16 protein-coding genes and 1 tRNA gene are annotated in these 16,563 nt (G+C 64.9%); 14 read left to right on the top strand and 3 right to left on the bottom strand.

Annotated elements, in window-relative coordinates:
• The first annotated feature begins 253 nt into the window (after positions 1-253).
• The 3 genes from HV798_RS12255 (at position 254) to HV798_RS12265 (ending at position 2,541) form a co-directional block, all read left to right on the top strand.
• Positions 254-1,210 carry a hypothetical protein gene (locus HV798_RS12255; RefSeq protein WP_175192837.1) on the top strand — a complete coding sequence of 319 codons (957 nt, stop codon included), beginning with the start codon at positions 254-256 and terminating at the stop codon, positions 1,208-1,210.
• A gap of 127 nt (positions 1,211-1,337) precedes the next feature.
• Positions 1,338-2,108: a hypothetical protein gene (locus HV798_RS12260; RefSeq protein WP_175192836.1), complete on the top strand. Its 771-nt coding sequence runs from the start codon at positions 1,338-1,340 to the stop codon at positions 2,106-2,108.
• A 31-nt stretch (positions 2,109-2,139) separates the two neighbouring features.
• Positions 2,140-2,541: a barstar family protein gene (locus HV798_RS12265; protein WP_175192835.1), complete on the top strand. Its 402-nt coding sequence runs from the start codon at positions 2,140-2,142 to the stop codon at positions 2,539-2,541.
• Between the two features lie 14 nt (positions 2,542-2,555).
• Here HV798_RS12265 and HV798_RS12270 read toward each other — a convergent pair whose 3' ends face one another.
• A complete protein-coding gene (locus HV798_RS12270; RefSeq protein ID WP_175192834.1) occupies positions 2,556-3,482 on the bottom strand; it encodes a LysR family transcriptional regulator in 927 nt (308 codons plus the stop codon).
• Between the two features lie 120 nt (positions 3,483-3,602).
• On the opposite strand from HV798_RS12270, the gene HV798_RS12275 reads away from it, so the two are divergent.
• The 4 genes from HV798_RS12275 (at position 3,603) to HV798_RS12290 (ending at position 7,828) form a co-directional block, all read left to right on the top strand.
• Entirely contained in the window at positions 3,603-4,577 is a 975-nt protein-coding gene (locus HV798_RS12275; protein ID WP_175192833.1) for a Bug family tripartite tricarboxylate transporter substrate binding protein, read from the top strand.
• Positions 4,578-4,585: 8 nt separating this feature from the next.
• Entirely contained in the window at positions 4,586-5,620 is a 1,035-nt protein-coding gene (locus HV798_RS12280) for a 4-hydroxythreonine-4-phosphate dehydrogenase PdxA (RefSeq protein WP_175192832.1), read from the top strand.
• A gap of 67 nt (positions 5,621-5,687) precedes the next feature.
• Positions 5,688-6,860: an L-rhamnonate dehydratase gene (locus HV798_RS12285; RefSeq protein WP_175192831.1), complete on the top strand. Its 1,173-nt coding sequence runs from the start codon at positions 5,688-5,690 to the stop codon at positions 6,858-6,860.
• Positions 6,861-6,865: 5 nt separating this feature from the next.
• Positions 6,866-7,828 (top strand): dihydrodipicolinate synthase family protein, encoded by a 963-nt coding sequence (locus HV798_RS12290; RefSeq protein ID WP_175192830.1) that lies wholly within the window; start codon positions 6,866-6,868, stop codon positions 7,826-7,828.
• A gap of 33 nt (positions 7,829-7,861) precedes the next feature.
• On the opposite strand, the gene HV798_RS12295 is transcribed toward HV798_RS12290, so the two are convergent.
• Both HV798_RS12295 and amaB read right to left on the bottom strand, forming a co-directional pair.
• Entirely contained in the window at positions 7,862-9,145 is a 1,284-nt protein-coding gene (locus HV798_RS12295; protein WP_175192829.1) for a phospholipase A, read from the bottom strand.
• 165 nt (positions 9,146-9,310) lie between these two features.
• Positions 9,311-10,813, bottom strand: a complete 1,503-nt coding sequence (gene amaB / locus HV798_RS12300; RefSeq protein ID WP_175192828.1) for an L-piperidine-6-carboxylate dehydrogenase — start codon at positions 10,811-10,813, stop codon at positions 9,311-9,313.
• Positions 10,814-10,939: 126 nt separating this feature from the next.
• On the opposite strand from amaB, the gene HV798_RS12305 reads away from it, so the two are divergent.
• The 7 genes from HV798_RS12305 to HV798_RS12335 all read left to right on the top strand — a co-directional run bounded on the left by HV798_RS12305 (position 10,940) and on the right by HV798_RS12335 (position 16,224).
• Positions 10,940-11,695 carry an amino acid ABC transporter ATP-binding protein gene (locus tag HV798_RS12305; protein WP_175192827.1) on the top strand — a complete coding sequence of 252 codons (756 nt, stop codon included), beginning with the start codon at positions 10,940-10,942 and terminating at the stop codon, positions 11,693-11,695.
• Positions 11,696-11,869: 174 nt separating this feature from the next.
• The gene (locus HV798_RS12310; RefSeq protein WP_025137807.1) at positions 11,870-12,661 is read left to right on the top strand and encodes an ABC transporter substrate-binding protein; all 792 of its coding nucleotides are present in this window, start codon (positions 11,870-11,872) and stop codon (positions 12,659-12,661) included.
• Between the two features lie 83 nt (positions 12,662-12,744).
• Complete coding sequence (locus HV798_RS12315) at positions 12,745-13,437, top strand: amino acid ABC transporter permease (protein ID WP_175192826.1); 693 nt, start codon at positions 12,745-12,747, stop codon at positions 13,435-13,437.
• 2 nt (positions 13,438-13,439) lie between these two features.
• Positions 13,440-14,129: an amino acid ABC transporter permease gene (locus tag HV798_RS12320; protein ID WP_025137805.1), complete on the top strand. Its 690-nt coding sequence runs from the start codon at positions 13,440-13,442 to the stop codon at positions 14,127-14,129.
• Positions 14,130-14,138: 9 nt separating this feature from the next.
• On the top strand, positions 14,139-15,431 hold the full coding sequence (locus HV798_RS12325; protein ID WP_175192825.1) for an NAD(P)/FAD-dependent oxidoreductase: 1,293 nt from the start codon (positions 14,139-14,141) through the stop codon (positions 15,429-15,431).
• Between the two features lie 12 nt (positions 15,432-15,443).
• Complete coding sequence (locus HV798_RS12330) at positions 15,444-16,028, top strand: helix-turn-helix domain-containing protein (protein WP_025137803.1); 585 nt, start codon at positions 15,444-15,446, stop codon at positions 16,026-16,028.
• A gap of 119 nt (positions 16,029-16,147) precedes the next feature.
• Positions 16,148-16,224, top strand: a tRNA-Arg gene (locus tag HV798_RS12335).
• Positions 16,225-16,563: the final 339 nt, after the last annotated feature.

Genomic DNA, 16,563 nt, shown 5'->3' on the forward strand with positions numbered 1-16,563 from the left:
TCCCGCCCCAGGCCGGCTGCGCGGGCGGTCAAAAATCAGAAAGTTCCAATGCTCTGTTCTGTCGGAATTGCGTAGGCTAGGCCAGCAATTTTTGGTCGAGCAGGCGCGTCTGTTCAAACTTCCGTGGGTGTGCCGTCTGGTGGGTGCAGGCATTCGGGCTGCTGCTGCTGCTGCTGCTGCTGCCGGTGCCGCCGAGTTTTGGATGGAGATCACGTAGTCGAGCGCTCGATCGATTCAGACCAAAGGAGGCGCGATGGCCTACATCTCAGAAGACGTATGGGCGGAAAGATTCAAGGGTTGGTTGATTACGGGGTGTGCGGTCAGAAACAACCATATTCTGTATTTGTGTGCTCGTCAGGATATCCCTGAGGAACGGGCTTCCTCGATGTGGGATAGCGAAATTCCAAGTCAACTGATTGCATTGTTTCTTGATGATCCAAAAGCGCCTTACGCCTATACAGAATTGGCAGGCTTCAACAAGCCTAAAGTGGGTGTAGCTATCTTTCCCCTCGAACAAGGCTTGTTGTCGTCCAACTCCGAAAAAGGTGCGGTTTGGGTAATGGGTTCTGGCGGCCCGTGGCCGATGGAGTACATCGACGAAAGCACTTGGCCCGGCACCAAGTTGAGGTGCATTGATGGATATGCCTATGCTGTTGGCTTATGCCAACAGGTTTATAAGCGTATAGATATGGGACAGTGGGTAAAACTCGACAAAGGGTTGCTAGAGGACAACGGCAGCACTGCCTATGGCTTCAGGGATATCGATGCCTTCAGCGACACCGACTTTTACGCCGTAGGCGGCCGGGGCGACGTGTGGCGCTACGACGGCGACTGCTGGTCGCAATGTCGGTTTCCCTCCGACGAACAGCTCAGCACGGTGACGTGCGCGCCGGATGGCAATGTCTACATCGGTGGGGAAGGTTGCAGCCTGTGGATGGGGCGTGAGCACAGCTGGCAGAAGGTGGCCAGGGGCGGCTCCACGATCCTGTGGAACGAGTCGGTGTGGTTTCAGGACAAGCTGTGGTTGAGTTCGGACTATCAGCTTCGGGTGTGGGATGGGCAGGCGCTGCAAGTGCCGATGAACGGGGACAACATGGTGGTGCTGTCAGGGCACATTGATGCCCGTGATGGGGTGCTGGTTGTTGCCAGTTCCGAATACGTGGATATGTTCGATGGTCAGCAGTGGCATTCCATCGTCGAGCCGTACTGACGTTAAAGCGTGCTGAAGCTCGTCGCGTTGTGGCTTCGTAGGCCGCCAGGCGGGCTACGAGCGGCGTGACGCGAGGCGCCGTCTGGTCCGCGGGCGGGCCTGCTTCCAGAAACTCCAGAGGATCCGCATGTATCTCACCGCCAGTTGTAGTCGTCGGCTCTTGTTGTGCGTAGCAGTGGCCTTCGGTGCGCCGGCCATCGCCGCACCCGTGCAGCCCACAGTATCTGAACTTGAAGACGTGCTGCAGCGTTTCGTCCAGACCCAATTCGCCAAGCAGACTTTCGATGTGAACGATATACAGGCCCGTAAAGACGCCTTGCGCCGATCGATGATGACGGTGAAAAAAATAGTTGGCTGTGTCGGCAGGCAAGGTCCCGCCCTTACTTGCGTCGCGCTGGTCGATGGTGGACGGTCACGGAATTTCTACACCATGCTTTCAGTGCAATGGCAAGGGACGCAATGGGAAGAGTCCCCTGCCCAGTTTGAAGATGGCAAGGCCAAACGTCGGCTGGGGCCAACCGCTGCACAGGCACAGGCCGCGGCACGTCAGTTTGCGCAAGCGAAATTGGACAAACGCGGGGCGGATGGAGAAATCGAATTCATGGCCACTGGTGTGAAGGTCTTATCGATCAGCGATGATTGCGAGATCGATGAATACACCGGTACGGTGGCATGCGAGACAGCATTCCAGCTACCCGCGCCCAAGACCAGGCCCGAACGGCAGTTCATCCAGCGATCTCATTTCTATATCGAGGGCGGCGCCTGGCAGTTCGGACGCCGCGCATTCCCGGATAGACATCATCTGAAGATGAATCAAGACCCCCAGGTTGCAGGATTGGTCCGATTTTCCTGTGAGGCGGCGCGATACGGCGCCAGGTGCGGCACTATAGGCAGGTAGCGCCAAGGCCTCTCAATTACAGGAATCCAATATGCTGCCATTCAGGTTTGTCGAGCGGATGCCGTCCTATGACGCGGCGGAAGCGTTTTGCGTGCGGGTCGATCCGAAAATAGAAACCACGAAAGACTTGATGAAGTCGCTGTACTTCCTGCTTTGGTTTCCAAAATACTTGCGATGCAATTGGGACATGCTTGCGGCCGGTCTCAGGGACCTGGCTTGGGTGCCTTGCCCCAAGATCGTGCTGGTCCACCAGCGCCTGCCGAACATTCGTCGGGAAGACCTGCAGACCTACCTGCAGGTACTGCGAGATTGCGCGTTGGGATGGCAGGGCGATCACCGGCACGACCTGGAAGTGGTGTTCCGTATCAATGACTGCGCACCGATCGAGGCCTTGTTGACCCCGCCCCAAGCGCCAGACGCGCAGGGCGCATAGACGCCAACTCCCTTCTATGCCGCCCCGTGCAGCAATTCCACGAAGTGCTTGGCCGCCGTGCTCAATGGCCGATCCTTGGGAACGATGCTGCCGAACGCCGTCAGCGACTGCTGAATCTGATACGGAATAATCGCCAGCAGGCCATGGCGCGCGTAGCGGCTGGCGACGGATTCGGGGATGACGCCCAGCATGTCGGATTTGATGGCGAGGTTGGTGGTGGTCAGGATCGAGGCGGATTCGATCAGGCCTTTGGGCAGGGTGGCGTTGTGGCTGCGGAATTCCTGTTCCATGACGTCGCGCATGGGGCTGCCGTGCGGTTGCAGAATCCAGGGGTAGGCCTGCAGGGCGTCGAAGGTCACGCGTTTGCGGCGGGCCAGCGGGTGGCCGGTGGCGGCGATGACGCACAGGGCTTCGTCGCCGATGGGGCGAAAGACGTAGTGGCGCTCTGACAGCGTCAGCATCCGCCCGATGACGACATCCAGCTTGCCTTCGTTCAGGCGCTGGATCAGCAGGTCGCTGGTGCCGGTGGATATCTCTACCGCCAGCAGGGGGTAGGTCTGTTTCAGGCGCAGCAGGGCGTCGGTCAGGTGGCCGGGCGAGGCGGCCATGATGCTGCCGATGAACAGCTTGCCGGCGCTGCCCAGGCGCAATTCTTCCAGTTCGCGGGCCAGGGACGACACCGTGCCGCGCAGGCCGCGAAAGTAGCCCATCACGCAATCTCCCGCGGCCGTCAGGGCCAGCCCGCGGCCGACGCGTTCGAACAGCGGTTGGCCGATAGCCAGTTCCAGCTCGTGCAGCATCTTGCTGGCGGCGGACTGGGTCATGTTGAGCTGGGCGGCGGCGGCGCGCAGGGTGCCGCGTTCTTCAATGGCCAGGAGCAGCACGATCTGTCGCATGCGCAAGCGGGCCAGCAGGGCGGGGACGTTGGGAACGCGTTCCATGATTGATCGCCTGGGGTGAACGGTTGGTGCAAAAGTTTCATTTTACGGAAACAGCGCTTGTTTCTAAGATGCACCCATAACAAAGCCCGTCACGGGCGATAAACCCCCAAGGAGACAACCATGAAGATTCGGCTATGCGCCGCTTTGGCGGCGGGTGCCTTGTGCCTGTCCGCCGCAATGCCCACGTACGCCCAGAGCGCCGACTGGCCGACGCGGCCGCTGCGCCTGCTGGTGGGCTCGGCGCCCGGCGGCGGCACCGATGCAATGGCCCGTGCGGTGGCGGACAAGCTGGGGCCGATGCTCAAGCAGACGGTGGTGGTCGAGAACAAGCCGGGCGCGTCCAACACGCTGGCGGCGGACCTGGCTGCCAAGTCGGCCGACAACCACACGATGGTGATGGGCGTGTCGACGGCGCACGCGATTGCGCCGCATCTGCTCAAGCTGGGCTACGACAACGACCGCGACCTGACGCCGGTGGTGTTCGTGGGCGCGGTGCCCAACATCCTGGTGGTGAACAACGCGGTGCCGGCGCAGTCGGTGCAGGAACTGATCGCGCTGCTCAAGCGCAAGCCGGGCGAATACAACTTCGCCAGCAGCGGTTCGGGCAGCACGCAGCACATCGCCGCGGAACTGTTCAAGGACGCGACGGGGGTGCAGATGACGCACATTCCGTATCGCGGCAGCGGCCCGGCCATGGTGGACCTGATGGGCGGCCAGGTGCAGATTGCGTTCGAAACGGCGTCGTCGGTGATTCCGCACGTCAAGAGCGGCAAGGTGCGCGCGCTGGCAGTGCTGAGCGCCAAGCGCAATCCGCAGTTGCCGGACGTGCCGACGATGGCCGAGGCGGGTGTGCCCGGCGTCGAAATGAGCGCCTGGTACGGCATCTACATGCCCAGCGCGACGCCGGCCGCCGTGCAGCAGCGGGTGCACGACGCCGTCAACAGCATCCTGGCGTTGCCCGACACGCAGGCCCGCCTGCAGGCGATCGGCGCCGATATCAACCCGATGAGCCAGGCGCAGTTTGCGCAGTTCCACCAGGCCGAGAACCAGCGCTACGCCGGCATCATCAAGAAGAACCATATTTCCGTGGAATGAACCGCAGCATGAATCCCGATATCAAACCCGTCATCGCCCTGACGCTGGGCGACCCCGCCGGCATCGGCCCCGAACTGATCGCGCGCCTGTTGGCGCGGCCCGATGCGACGCAGCAGGCCAACATCGTGTTGGTGGGCGACGAATGGCTGTGGCGTGAAGGCCAGCGGGTGGCCGGCGTGCAGGTGGCCACGCAGGCGGTGGACAGCATCGAGGCGGTGCGCGCGCGGCCGGACACCGCCGCGCCCGCCTGGCTGGCGATGGACACGGTGCGCCAGCAGGACGTGACCGTCGGCCAGGCCCAGGCGGCCGGCGGTGCGTCGGTGCTGCGCGTGCTGAACGCCTGCATGGACGCGGCGCGCGATGGCCACATCGACGCCATCTGCTTTGCGCCGCTGAACAAGTTCGCGATGAAGCAGGGCGGCCTGCGCCACGACGACGAGCTGCACCACTTTGCGCAGTACCTGGGCGTGACGGGCTACTTCTGCGAATTCAATACGCTGGGCGACCTGTGGACGTCGCGCGTGTCGTCGCACATTCCGCTGAAGGATGCGGCGGCGGCCCTGAGCATCGACGGCATCAAGGCCGCGACCCGGTTGATCTATCAGTCGTTGCAGGCCAATGGCGTGGCCGAGCCGCGCGTGGCGGTGGCGGCCTTCAATCCGCATGGCGGCGACGGCGGCACATGCGGGCGCGAAGAGGTGGACATCATTGCCCCGGCCGTGCGCCAGCTGAACCAGGAAGGGCTGCCGGTGCAGGGGCCGTTTCCGGCCGACACGATCTTCCTGAAGGCGCAGGCCGGTGAGTTCCAGGCCATTGTCACGATGTACCACGACCAGGGCCAGATCGCGATCAAGCTGCTGGGCTTTTCGCGCGGGGTGACGGTGCAGGGCGGGCTGCCCATTCCGATCACCACGCCGGCTCACGGCACGGCCTACGACATCGCGGGCCAGGGGCGCGCCAATGTCGAGGCCACCTGGCAGGCGTTTCGTATCGCCTGCCGCATGGGCCTGTCTCATCGCGCCGCGCGCACTGCCGCGGCTTGACGCTGCCGGCCGCCTTCCCGCTTTTTTCGTTTTCCGACTCGTTCGACCCCTTACGCAGGAACCTCCCATGAAGATCAAATCCGTCCGTGCGCGCGTCTACGAATGGACCGGCAAGACCGTGCCGCCGCAAGGCAACTTCTGCTCCAACGCGATGGACCTGCTGTATTCGCCGCAGGAAACCATGAGTACCTTCCGCTTTCATGGCTGGACGGTGGTCGAAGTCGAGACCGATGACGGCATCGTCGGGCTGGGCAACGTGGCGCTGGCGCCGCGCATTGCCAAGGCCATCATCGACCAGTACCTGGCGCCGCTGGTGGTGGGCCACGATCCCTGGGACTACGAATACCTGTGGCAGCGCATGTACCGCGCCACCCATGCCTGGGGCCGCAAGGGCGTGACGATGGCGGCGATCTCGGGCGTGGACCTGGCCATCTGGGACATCCTGGGAAAGTCGGTGAACAAGCCGGTCTTCAAGCTGCTGGGCGGACGCACCAAAGAGAAGATTCCGGTCTATTACTCCAAGCTGTACCGCGGCGACCTGAAGGCCATGCAGGAAGAGGCGCAGACCTATCTGGACCAAGGCTTCAAGGCCTTCAAGATGCGCTTTGGCTACGGCCCGGCGCACTTGCAGCACGGCGTGTCCGAAAACCTGAAATCGGTCGAGGCGGTGCGCGAGGTGATCGGCTACGACACCGACCTGATGCTGGAATGCTATATGGGCTGGAACCTCGAATACGCCAAGCGCATGCTGCCCAAGCTGGAAAAGTTCGAACCGCGCTGGCTGGAAGAACCGGTCATTGCCGATGACATCGACGGCTACGCCGAACTGAACCAGCTGACGTCCATTCCCATCTCGGGCGGCGAACACGAATTTTCGTTGTACGGCTTCAAGCAGCTGCTGGACCGCAAGGCCGTGTCGGTGGTGCAGTACGACACCAACCGGGTGGGCGGCATCACTGCGGCGCACAAGATCAATGCACTGTGCGAGGCCTACAGCGTGCCGGTGATTCCGCATGCCGGCCAGATGCACAACTATCACCTGACGATGAGCACGCTGGCCTCGCCCATGAGCGAATACTTCCCCATGTTCGATGTGGAAGTGGGCAATGAATTGTTCTACTACATCTTCGATGGCGAACCGGTGGCCCGCGAAGGCTACATCGACCTGGATGACAACAAGCCGGGCCTGGGCCTGACGCTCAAGACCGAACACCTGAAAGACTTCAACATCATCGAGTAAGCGCCATGACGACGACAACGACGGCGGCATCGATATCCGCCGCGCCTGGCCGGGCGCCGCGCTATCGCGGCATCTTCCCGGTGGTGCCCACCATCTTCACCGAATCCGGCGAACTGGACCTGCCCGGCCAGAAGCGCGCGGTGGATTTCATGATCGACTCGGGCGTGGATGGCCTGTGCATTCTGGCCAACTTTTCCGAGCAGTTCTCGCTGTCGGACGACGAACGCGAGACGCTTACGCGCACATTGCTCGAGCACGTGGCCACACGCGTGCCGGTCATCGTGACGACCACGCATTACGGCACCCGCGTCTGCGCGGCCCGCAGCCGCCGCGCGCAGGACCAGGGCGCGGCCATGGTGATGGTCATGCCGCCGTATCACGGCGCCACGATCCGCGTGTCCGACGAGCAGGTGGTGGGGTTCTTCCAGCAGGTCTCGGACGCGCTGGACATTCCCATCATGATCCAGGATGCGCCGGTCAGCGGTACGCCGTTGCCGGCTGCGCTGCTGGCGCGCATGGCGCGCGAGATCGAACAGGTGTCGTACTTCAAGATCGAAACCGCCGGCGCGGCCAGCAAGCTGCGCGACCTGATCGCGCTGGGCGGCGCGGCAGTGGAAGGGCCGTGGGATGGCGAAGAGGCCATCACGCTGCTGCCCGACCTGGACGCGGGCGCGACGGGCTCGATGACGGGCGGCGGCTTTGCCGACGGCATTCGCCCGATCATCCAGGCCCACCGCGACCGCCGTGCCGACGAGGCCTACCGCCTGTACGAGCGCTGGCTGCCGCTGATCAACTACGAGAATCGCCAGGGCGGCATCCTGACCGCCAAGGCGTTGATGAAAGCGGGCGGCATCATCGACTGCGACGCGCCGCGCCATCCGTTTGCGGCCATGCGGCCGGAAGTGCGCCAGGGCCTGCTGGACGTGGCGCGGCGGCTGGACCCGCTGGTGCTGCGCTGGGGGCGCTAGGGCGCCCGGCCAGCGCCTGCGCCCGCGTCAGGCCTACGGCACCAGCGACAAGCCGATACGGAACTGCGATTCGTTGCGCTGGTTGTAGCCCAGCAGCGTTTCGCCGTAGCCGTTGAAGTACTGCAGGTGCAGGTAGCCGTTCATGTTCAGCCAGGTGCGCTGCAGCGGCCAGGCGAAGTCCAGCTGGGTGGTGCGGCGGCGCTGGTCGCCCTGGCGGTACATCGCCGACACCACGGCGCCGTTGTCCTGCGCCCAGCGCAGGTTCCAGTCGACCCGGCCGGCGTAGTCGGCGTAGTCCGAGTTTTCGCTGGCCACGCCGAAGTAGGCTTTGACCTTGGGGGCGAACGTCAGCGTGCTGCCGCCGTCGAAGCGGTAGTTGAACTGCGGCTGGATGTAGGCGTTGTTGACCGAACGCGAATCTTCGCCGGCCTTGCCGTTGGAATTGTGTTCGACGCCGGTGTTCAGCCCCAGGCGCCAGGCCTGGTTTTCCGACTGCCACATGTTGTCCGACAGCCAGAACAGGCTGGGGTTGAAGGTGGTGTCGATGAAGGGCATGGAATCGCCCTGCAGATCCCACAGCGAGGTCTGGGTGTAGCCCAGGTAGAAATTCTCGCCCCAGGTGGCCGGGCGGTTGCCGGACGGGCTGAACAACCGGTACTTGGCGCTGATCTGGAAACGCGCGGTGGTCTGGCCGCGGGTGCCGATGTCGAAGTACACCGGCTTGTATTCCGAAATCGCGCTGCGGAAATGATCGAACGCCGATTGCTGGTAGGTCGAAACGGCAACGGTGTCTGGCGCCGGACCGCCTTCGGGCGATGCGCCGGCCGCGGCCACCACGGCCGGCGGCACGGGCTGGCCGGTGCGGGCATCGACCACGGGGCCGGGCGCGGGCGTGCTGGCGACGGTGCCGCTGTCGCGGCCGGTGGCGTCCAGCGCCATCATGGCCGGCTGGCCTTCGATGGCAATGGCCTGCAGGCCGCGGGCGGTGGCGGGCACGACCGCGCTCCAGGACATGCGGGCGAAATTGTTGACCGGCACGCTGTAGTTGGCCTTGCCGCCTTGCAGCTTGGCCAGGCTGCGCACGATCTGGCCGTCCTGGCTGCGCCATTGCAGCACCAGTTCGGGCGGCGCTTCCCAGGTGGCGCGCGCGTTGCCTTCGTTGAAATACACCGCTTCGATGGTGACGGTGTCGCCGGGCGCAGCGGACGGCCGGTCCAGGCGGTACGACACGCCGGCAACGGCGGAGCCGGCCAGGCCCAGCGCCAGGGCGGCAGTCAGGATGCGCAGGGAAGGGGCGAAGCGTCGGCGTGTCGTCATGGGAGGCGGGTTCGATTTGTGACGAAGAAATGTAGCATCGACCCGGGCAACATTTTGTAAGTCAGGCTAATCGTATGTAGGGGGTGCAACATAACCCACGTCAAAAGGCCCCGCGGCATTGTCGACAATGACAATGCCACGGGGCCTGGCCCCTTGCGTGCGGGCTTACTCGCCGAACTTGATGCCCTGGGCCAGCGGCAGGTTGCGCGAGTAGTTGATGGTGTTGGTGGCGCGGCGCATGTAGTTGCGCCAGGCGTCCGAGCCCGACTCGCGGCCGCCGCCGGTTTCCTTTTCACCGCCGAATGCGCCGCCGATCTCGGCGCCCGACGTGCCGATGTTGACGTTGGCAATGCCGCAGTCCGACCCCGAGGCCGACAGGAAGGTCTCGGCTTCGCGCAGGTCGTTGGTGAAGATAGCCGACGACAGGCCTTGCGGCACGCCGTTCTGCAATGCCAGCGCCTGGTTGAAGTCGGTGTAGCGCATTACGTACAGGATGGGCGCGAAGGTCTCGTGGCAGACCACGTCGGTCTGGCCCGGCATCTCGGCGATGGCAGGGCGCACGTACCAGGCGTCCGGGTACTGGTCGGCCAGCACGCGTTCGCCGCCGGTGACCTTGCCACCTTGTTCGGCGGCCGCCTTGAGCGAGGCCTGCATGGCGTCGAACGAGGCCTGGTCGATCAGCGGACCCACCAGGTTCTTGCCATCCAGCGGGTTGCCGATGGGCGCGCTGGCGTAGGCCTTGTGCAGGCGTTGCAAGAGATCATTGGCGACGCTTTCGTGCACGATCAGGCGGCGCGTGGTGGTGCAGCGCTGGCCGGCCGTGCCGATGGCGCCGAACACGATGCCGCGCGCGGCCATGTCCAGGTCGGCGGTGGGGCCGACGATGATGGCGTTGTTGCCGCCCAGTTCCAGCAGCACGCGGCCAAAGCGCTGCGCCACGCGCGGGCCGACCTGGCGGCCCATGCGGGTCGAGCCGGTGGCCGACACCAGCGCCACGGCGTGCGAGTCGACCAGCGCTTCGCCGACTTCACGGCCGCCGATCAGCACTTCCGACAGCCCGGCCGGCGCGTCGCCGAAGCGCTGCGCGGCCTGGGCGAACAGCGCCTGGCAGGCCAGCGCCGTCAGCGGCGTCTTTTCAGACGGCTTCCAGACGACGGCATTGCCGCAGACCAGCGCCAGCGCGGCGTTCCACGACCACACGGCCACCGGGAAGTTGAACGCGCTGATGACGCCCACCACGCCCAGCGGATGCCAGGTTTCCATCATGCGGTGGCCGGGGCGCTCGGACGCGATGGTCAGGCCGTAAAGCTGGCGCGACAGGCCGACCGCGAAGTCGCAGATGTCGATCATTTCCTGGACCTCGCCTTCGCCCTCGGCCAGGATCTTGCCGGCTTCCAGGCTGACCAGCTGGCCCAGTTCGCGCTTGTGCTGGCGCAGCGTGTCGCCCAACAGGCGCAGCAGTTCCCCCCGGCGCGGCGCCGGCACGTCGCGCCAGGCCAGGCTGGCCTGGCGGGCGCGCGTGATGGCCGCGTGCGCCTGCGCCACGGTGTGCTCGTGCACCCGGGCCAGTTCGGCGCCGTCGATCGGGCTGCGGGCGACCAGCGTGCCGCCGCTCAGGGCGTCAGGGTTCAAGCCGAGCGCGCGCAGGATGTCTTGGGGAGTGTCCATACCGGTTCCTTGGAGATTGCCTGCGAAGGAATGCCTTCGCTTAAGGGTTATGCCTAAGTGGCGATTCTGGAAATAAATTTACTATACGAAACTCCAGCGCGAAATGCGAAACCTTTTTTGAAGGCGATGCTCGTGTCAGAACCTTTGCTGCAAGTGCAGGGGGTCACCAAGACCTACCAGCGCGACGGCCAGCCGGACCACCTGGCGCTGGCGGGCATCGATTGCCAGCTGAACCGCGGCGAGGTGCTGGTGGTGGTGGGGCCGTCGGGCTCGGGCAAGAGCACGTTCCTGCGTACCCTGAACGGGCTGGAGCGCATCGACAGCGGCACCATTCAGGTCGATGGCGTGTCGCTGACCGACCCGGCCACTGACGTCAACCGCTGGCGCACCAACGTGGGCATGGTGTTCCAGCACTTCAACCTGTTCCAGCACCGCACCGCACTGGACAACGTGGCGCTGCCGCAGCGCGTGGTGCGCGGCCGCGACCGCGCACAGGCCGAAGGCTATGCCCGCGAATTGCTCGACCGCGTCGGCATGGCCGAATACGGCGCCCGCTACCCCAGCCAGTTGTCCGGCGGCCAGCAGCAGCGCGTGGCGATCGCCCGCGCCCTGGCCATGGACCCCAAGCTGATGCTGTTCGACGAAGCCACCTCGGCGCTCGACCCCGAAACCGTCGGCGGCATTCTTGAACTGATGCGGGCGCTGGCGCGCGACGGCATGACCATGGCAGTCGTCACCCACGAAATGGGCTTTGCCCGCGACGTGGGCGACCGCGCCCTGTTCATGGATGCCGGCCGCATCATCGAATCCGGCACGCCCGACGAGGTTTTCTGCCATCCCAAAGAACCGCGCACCCGCGCTTTCCTGGAAAAGATCCTGTAGTTCCCGCAGTACGCATCGAGCAGTACGCAGTACAGGCAGCAACCAGGCCCCGGCGGCACTTCTGGCGCGGGCGCCTGGGGGTATCCAGGGCCGGCCCGGCCTCTCCGGGCGCCGCCGGCATCAGGCGTTTGCCCGGAACGACACACGTCCATTCTTATCTTGAAGGGGAAGCAAATGCTGAAAATCAAACAATGGCTGGGAGCCGCGGGCCTTGCCGTGGCGGCCGCTTCGGTGGCGCTGCCGGCCCAGGCCGACGAGCTGGGAGACATCATCAAGCGCGGCGAGCTGCGGGTGGCGGTGCAGACCTCGGGTCCGCTGATGAGCTTCATGGACAAGAGCGGCAAGCGCACCGGCCTGGCGGTGGAAGTGGCCCAGCGCATGGCCGACGACCTGGGCGTGAAGCTGGTGCTGCAAGACTACGAATGGAAGGGCCTGATCCCGGCGCTCTTGTCGGGCAAGGCCGACATGGTGGCCGCCGACATGACGCCCACCCCGCAGCGTGCGGCCCAGGTGCTGTTCTCGGCGCCCATGTTCTACGCCGACACCGTCGCCGTGGTGCCCAAGGATTCGCCCTACAAGTCGTACAGCGAACTGGACAAGGCCGGCGTGACCGTCGGCGTGCTGGGCGCCAGCACTTATGCCGAAGTCGGCAAGAAGATGCTGCCCAAGGCCACGCTGAAGGAATTCTCGGGCGGCAGCGCGCCGGTCGGCCAGGCCCTGTCCAGCGGCCGTCTGGACGCCGGCATCATGTCGCTGTCCACCGCCAACCAGTTCCTGGTCGACTTCGGCAACCTGCGGGTGCTGGACGGCATCATGGTGCGCGAACCGTTGGCCTTTGCCGTGGGCCCCAACGCCTTTCGCCTGAAGTTCTGGCTCGACAACTGGCAGACCCTCAAGACCGCCGACAACACGCTGCCCGAGCAGGTCAAGTACTGGTATTCGACGGACTGGAAGAAAGAGCACTGATCCGCTTGCGCCGTCAGGCTGCCGCCGCGCCAGGCCTTTGAGGCCTGGCGCCAGGTTCTCCCCGTGTTGACAGGCTATTGCTCATGGATTGGTTGATCGACTACTACAACTGGCGCATCGTCAGCCAGTACACCGGCCAGTTCGCCACCGGCCTGGCCAACACCCTGATCGCGGCGGGCGCCAGCCTGGTGCTGTCGGTGCTGGCCGGCATCCCGCTGGCGCTGGCGCACATGTCACCGCGCGCCGCGGTCTGGCGGCCGGTGGCGGGTTATGTGCAGTTCATCCGCTCGACCCCGCTGCTGGTGCAGATCTACCTGGTGTATTACGCCGTGCCCATGCTGATCCCCGGCGCCAAGGGCTGGAGCGAAATGGTGCTGGGCATTCTTGCCATGACACTGCACCACGCCGCCTACATGAGCGAAATCATCCGTGTCGGCATCGAATCCGTGCCGCGCGGCCAGATCGAAGGCGCCAAGGCCTGCGGCATGAACTATCACCAACGGTTGCGCTACGTGGTGCTGCCGCAGGCCTTCGTCAATACGCTGCCGCCGCTGTTGGGGCAGACGGCCGTGCTCATCAAGGACACCTCGCTTCTGTCGCTGATCACCGTGTTCGAACTGGTGGCGGCCGGCGTGCAGATGAACAGCGACCGCATCGTGCCCAACGAAAGTTTCCTCACCATCGCCGCCGGCTATCTGCTGATCTACGGCGTGATGCTGCTGTTGTCGCGAGGCGTGAGCCTCTGGCTGGCGGGTCCCGCCTGGAACGCGAGGTAAGCATGCTGGATTCCTACCTGTCCACCGCCGGCGTCGTCCTGCCGTTCCTGCTCAAGGGCTTCTGGGAAACGCTGAAGATCTCGTTCGTGGCGATCATCGCGGGCTCGCTGCTGGGTTTCGTGATCGGCGTCATCCGCAGCTACCGCATCCGTGGCGTGCATCAGCTGCTGGGGCTGTACATCCACGTGCTGCGCGGCACGCCGTTCCTGGTGCAGCTGTACATCTTCTATTTCGTGCTGCCCAGTTCCGGCATCGAACTGCTGCATTGGGATTCGGGCACGGCGGCTTTTGTTTCGCTGTCGGTCTATACGTCGTGCTATGTGGCCGAGATCGTCATGGGCGCGATCCAGTCGGTGCCGCGCGGACAGACCGAAGGCGCCATGACGCTGGGCCTGCGCCCCTTGCAGATCCTGCGGCTGGTAGTGCTGCCGCAGGCCATGCGCCTGATCGTGCAACCCATGAGCGGCGTCTACGTCATGCTGATCAAAAGCACCGCCATCCTGTCGGTCGTCGGCATTACCGAACTGACCCGCCAGGGCGAAGTGTTCATCATCACCTTCCCGGCGAAATCGCTGTTCATCTACGGCATGATCGCCGCCATCTATTTTCTCTACTGCTACCCGCTGCTGCGCCTGGCCAACTGGCTGGAAAAACGCCTGACCGGCGGGCTGCAGGGCGCCGGACTGCACTGACCCCAGACCATGGCCACCGAGTACATCGATACCTACTACAAGCGCACCCTGGGCGATGCGCAGACCTATTACGCGCCGTTGGCCGGCGCGGCCGACGCCGACATCTGCGTGGTGGGCGGCGGGCTGGCCGGCTTGTCCACGGCGCTGGAGCTGGCCCGCCGCGGCCGCAATGTGACGCTGTTGGAAGGCCGCCGCATTGCCTGGGGCGCGTCGGGTCGCAACGGCGGCTCGGTCTCGCCGGCGTTCTCGGCCGGCGCGGACGCCATCCGCAAGCACGTGGACGAAGACCACTACCGCCAGCTGTACCGGCTGTCCATGGAAGGCGTCGAGATCATCCGCGACAACATCCGCGCCCTGCACATCACCGATGCCCACAAGGTCGACGGCCGCCTGCGCGTGGTGCGCTACGAGGCCACCGATGCGCTGCGGCGTTACTGCGACGACCAGTGGCGCGACTTCGGCCGCGACGTGCGCCTGCTGTCGCGTGCCGACGTGCGTGAACGGCTGGTGTCCGATGCGTACTTCCAGGGCATCGAAGACCTGGCCTCGTTTCACTTCCATCCGCTGAACTACGCCCGCGCCCTGGCCCGGGAATGCGTGCGGCTGGGCGTGACGATCCATGAAGATTCCCCGGTGACCCAGGCGCGGCTGGACGGCCCGGTCAAGCAGTTGCAGACCGCCGCCGGCCAGGTGAACGCGCGCACCGTGGTCCTGGCCACCGGCGGCTACACCGGCAACGCCGTGCCCGCCTTGCGCCGGGCCATGCTGCCGATCGCCACCTACATCATGCTGACCGAGCCGCTGGGCGACCGGGTGCACGAGGCCATCCGCACGTCGGCCGCCATCGGCGATGACCGCCGCGCCGGCAACTATTACCGGGTGCTCGATGGCGGGCGCATCGGCTGGGGCAGTAGAATCACCACCCGTGTCGATGATCCGCCCGATCTGGCCGAGTCCCTGCGCCGCGAATTGCTCTCCGTCTACCCCCAATTACAGGGGCTGCGGGTCGAGACCGCGTGGTCCGGGCGCATGGCCTACGCGCGGCATCTGATGCCGCAGATCGGCAAGCTGGCCCCCGAGGTCTGGTATTGCACGGCTTTCGGCGGACACGGCATGAACACCACCTCCATCGGCGGGCGGGTCGTGGCCGAGGCAATCACCGGCGACAGCCAGCGCTACCAGCTGTTCGCCCCGTTCGGGCTGGCCTGGAACGGCGGCGCCTTCGGCACGGCGGCGGTGCAACTCACATATTGGTCTTACCAGGCGCGCGATTGGTGGCGGGAGCGGCAGTCGCGTGCATGACAGGGTGTACAGATGCAAGGCAACAAACAGAGCGTGTTGGCACAACGGCTGCGAGCCCTGCGCCAGGCGCGGGATTGGACACTGAAGCAGGCGGCGCAAGCCACCGGCGTGTCCGCGTCCACGCTCTCGAAAATCGAGAACAGCCTGCTGTCGCCCACCTATGACAACCTGATCAAGATCGCCGCCGGCCTGGACCTGGACGTGGCCGAACTGTTCACCGCGTCGGATGCCCACATGGGCACCGGCCGCCGCAGCCTGTCCCGCCAGGGCGAAGGGCGCCAGTACGAAACCCCGTACTACGACCACCGCCTGCTCTGCACCGCGCTGTCGCACAAGCGCATGATGCCCTTCCACACCCGGGTCAAGGCCCGCAAGTTCGACGAATTCCAGGACTGGAGCCGCCACCACGGCGAAGAATTCGTCTACGTGCTGGAAGGCGAGGTCGAGCTCTACACCGAATTCTATGAACCGGCCCGCCTGAAAGCCGGCGAAAGCTTCTACATCGACAGCCGCATGGGCCACCGGGTCATCAGCCTGAGCAAGAAAGATGCCCTGGTGCTGTGGGTGTCCACGCACGCGGATATCGGCGAGGAATAACGATTGGCAATGCCGCGGAACCCCCCGGTCCGCGGCGCGGCATGGCCCCATGCCCCCGCGGTATCCCGCAACAGGGTAAAATGCTGCGCCCGGACCGGTTCCGGGCGTATACACACCGCGCGGCAGTAGCTCAGCTGGATAGAGCACGGGCCTTCTAAGCCCGGGGTCGGGGGTTCGAGCCCCTCCTGCCGCGCCAGTAAACCCAGTGAATTCAACGGGTTATATCGGGATAATTATTTTGTAAGCCCCGTTGTGGATTTGCACTCGCCCACCTGAGTGCACTCGGGTTTGCACTCGCCAACCCCGGCACATCCAAGCGCTCCGGGCCAAATTTCGCTGCGATTTTCCACAGGGGTAGCACCTCCCGCGCCCGCCCGGATTTCCCCCGTGGTGGGGTCCCGCTGAAGCCTCAGGAAATCGGCCGCGCAGCGCCCGGGGAGTCCCGCCCAGGCCAACCCATCCCGCCGCGCTGCGGAGCGCTCACAGGCCGCCACGGCAAGCCGCAGGGGCATACTTGCACTCACACATTGCACTC

It is taken from the genome of Achromobacter deleyi (assembly GCF_902859705.1).
Lineage (GTDB): Bacteria > Pseudomonadota > Gammaproteobacteria > Burkholderiales > Burkholderiaceae_B > Achromobacter > Achromobacter deleyi.

What these genes read in the sequence shown, in the direction of transcription:
- HV798_RS12270 (WP_175192834.1), bottom strand. Translation starts at nt 3,482, where the DNA reads ATGGAACGCGTTCCCAACGTCCCCGCCCTGCTGGCCCGCTTGCGCATG.
- HV798_RS12280 (WP_175192832.1), top strand. Translation starts at nt 4,586, where the DNA reads ATGAATCCCGATATCAAACCCGTCATCGCCCTGACGCTGGGCGACCCC.
- HV798_RS12265 (WP_175192835.1), top strand. Translation starts at nt 2,140, where the DNA reads ATGCTGCCATTCAGGTTTGTCGAGCGGATGCCGTCCTATGACGCGGCG.
- HV798_RS12330 (WP_025137803.1), top strand. Translation starts at nt 15,444, where the DNA reads ATGCAAGGCAACAAACAGAGCGTGTTGGCACAACGGCTGCGAGCCCTG.
- HV798_RS12320 (WP_025137805.1), top strand. Translation starts at nt 13,440, where the DNA reads ATGCTGGATTCCTACCTGTCCACCGCCGGCGTCGTCCTGCCGTTCCTG.
- HV798_RS12325 (WP_175192825.1), top strand. Translation starts at nt 14,139, where the DNA reads ATGGCCACCGAGTACATCGATACCTACTACAAGCGCACCCTGGGCGAT.
- HV798_RS12295 (WP_175192829.1), bottom strand. Translation starts at nt 9,145, where the DNA reads ATGACGACACGCCGACGCTTCGCCCCTTCCCTGCGCATCCTGACTGCC.
- amaB (WP_175192828.1), bottom strand. Translation starts at nt 10,813, where the DNA reads ATGGACACTCCCCAAGACATCCTGCGCGCGCTCGGCTTGAACCCTGAC.
- HV798_RS12315 (WP_175192826.1), top strand. Translation starts at nt 12,745, where the DNA reads ATGGATTGGTTGATCGACTACTACAACTGGCGCATCGTCAGCCAGTAC.
- HV798_RS12310 (WP_025137807.1), top strand. Translation starts at nt 11,870, where the DNA reads ATGCTGAAAATCAAACAATGGCTGGGAGCCGCGGGCCTTGCCGTGGCG.
- HV798_RS12255 (WP_175192837.1), top strand. Translation starts at nt 254, where the DNA reads ATGGCCTACATCTCAGAAGACGTATGGGCGGAAAGATTCAAGGGTTGG.
- HV798_RS12305 (WP_175192827.1), top strand. Translation starts at nt 10,940, where the DNA reads ATGCTCGTGTCAGAACCTTTGCTGCAAGTGCAGGGGGTCACCAAGACC.
- HV798_RS12275 (WP_175192833.1), top strand. Translation starts at nt 3,603, where the DNA reads ATGAAGATTCGGCTATGCGCCGCTTTGGCGGCGGGTGCCTTGTGCCTG.
- HV798_RS12260 (WP_175192836.1), top strand. Translation starts at nt 1,338, where the DNA reads ATGTATCTCACCGCCAGTTGTAGTCGTCGGCTCTTGTTGTGCGTAGCA.
- HV798_RS12290 (WP_175192830.1), top strand. Translation starts at nt 6,866, where the DNA reads ATGACGACGACAACGACGGCGGCATCGATATCCGCCGCGCCTGGCCGG.
- HV798_RS12285 (WP_175192831.1), top strand. Translation starts at nt 5,688, where the DNA reads ATGAAGATCAAATCCGTCCGTGCGCGCGTCTACGAATGGACCGGCAAG.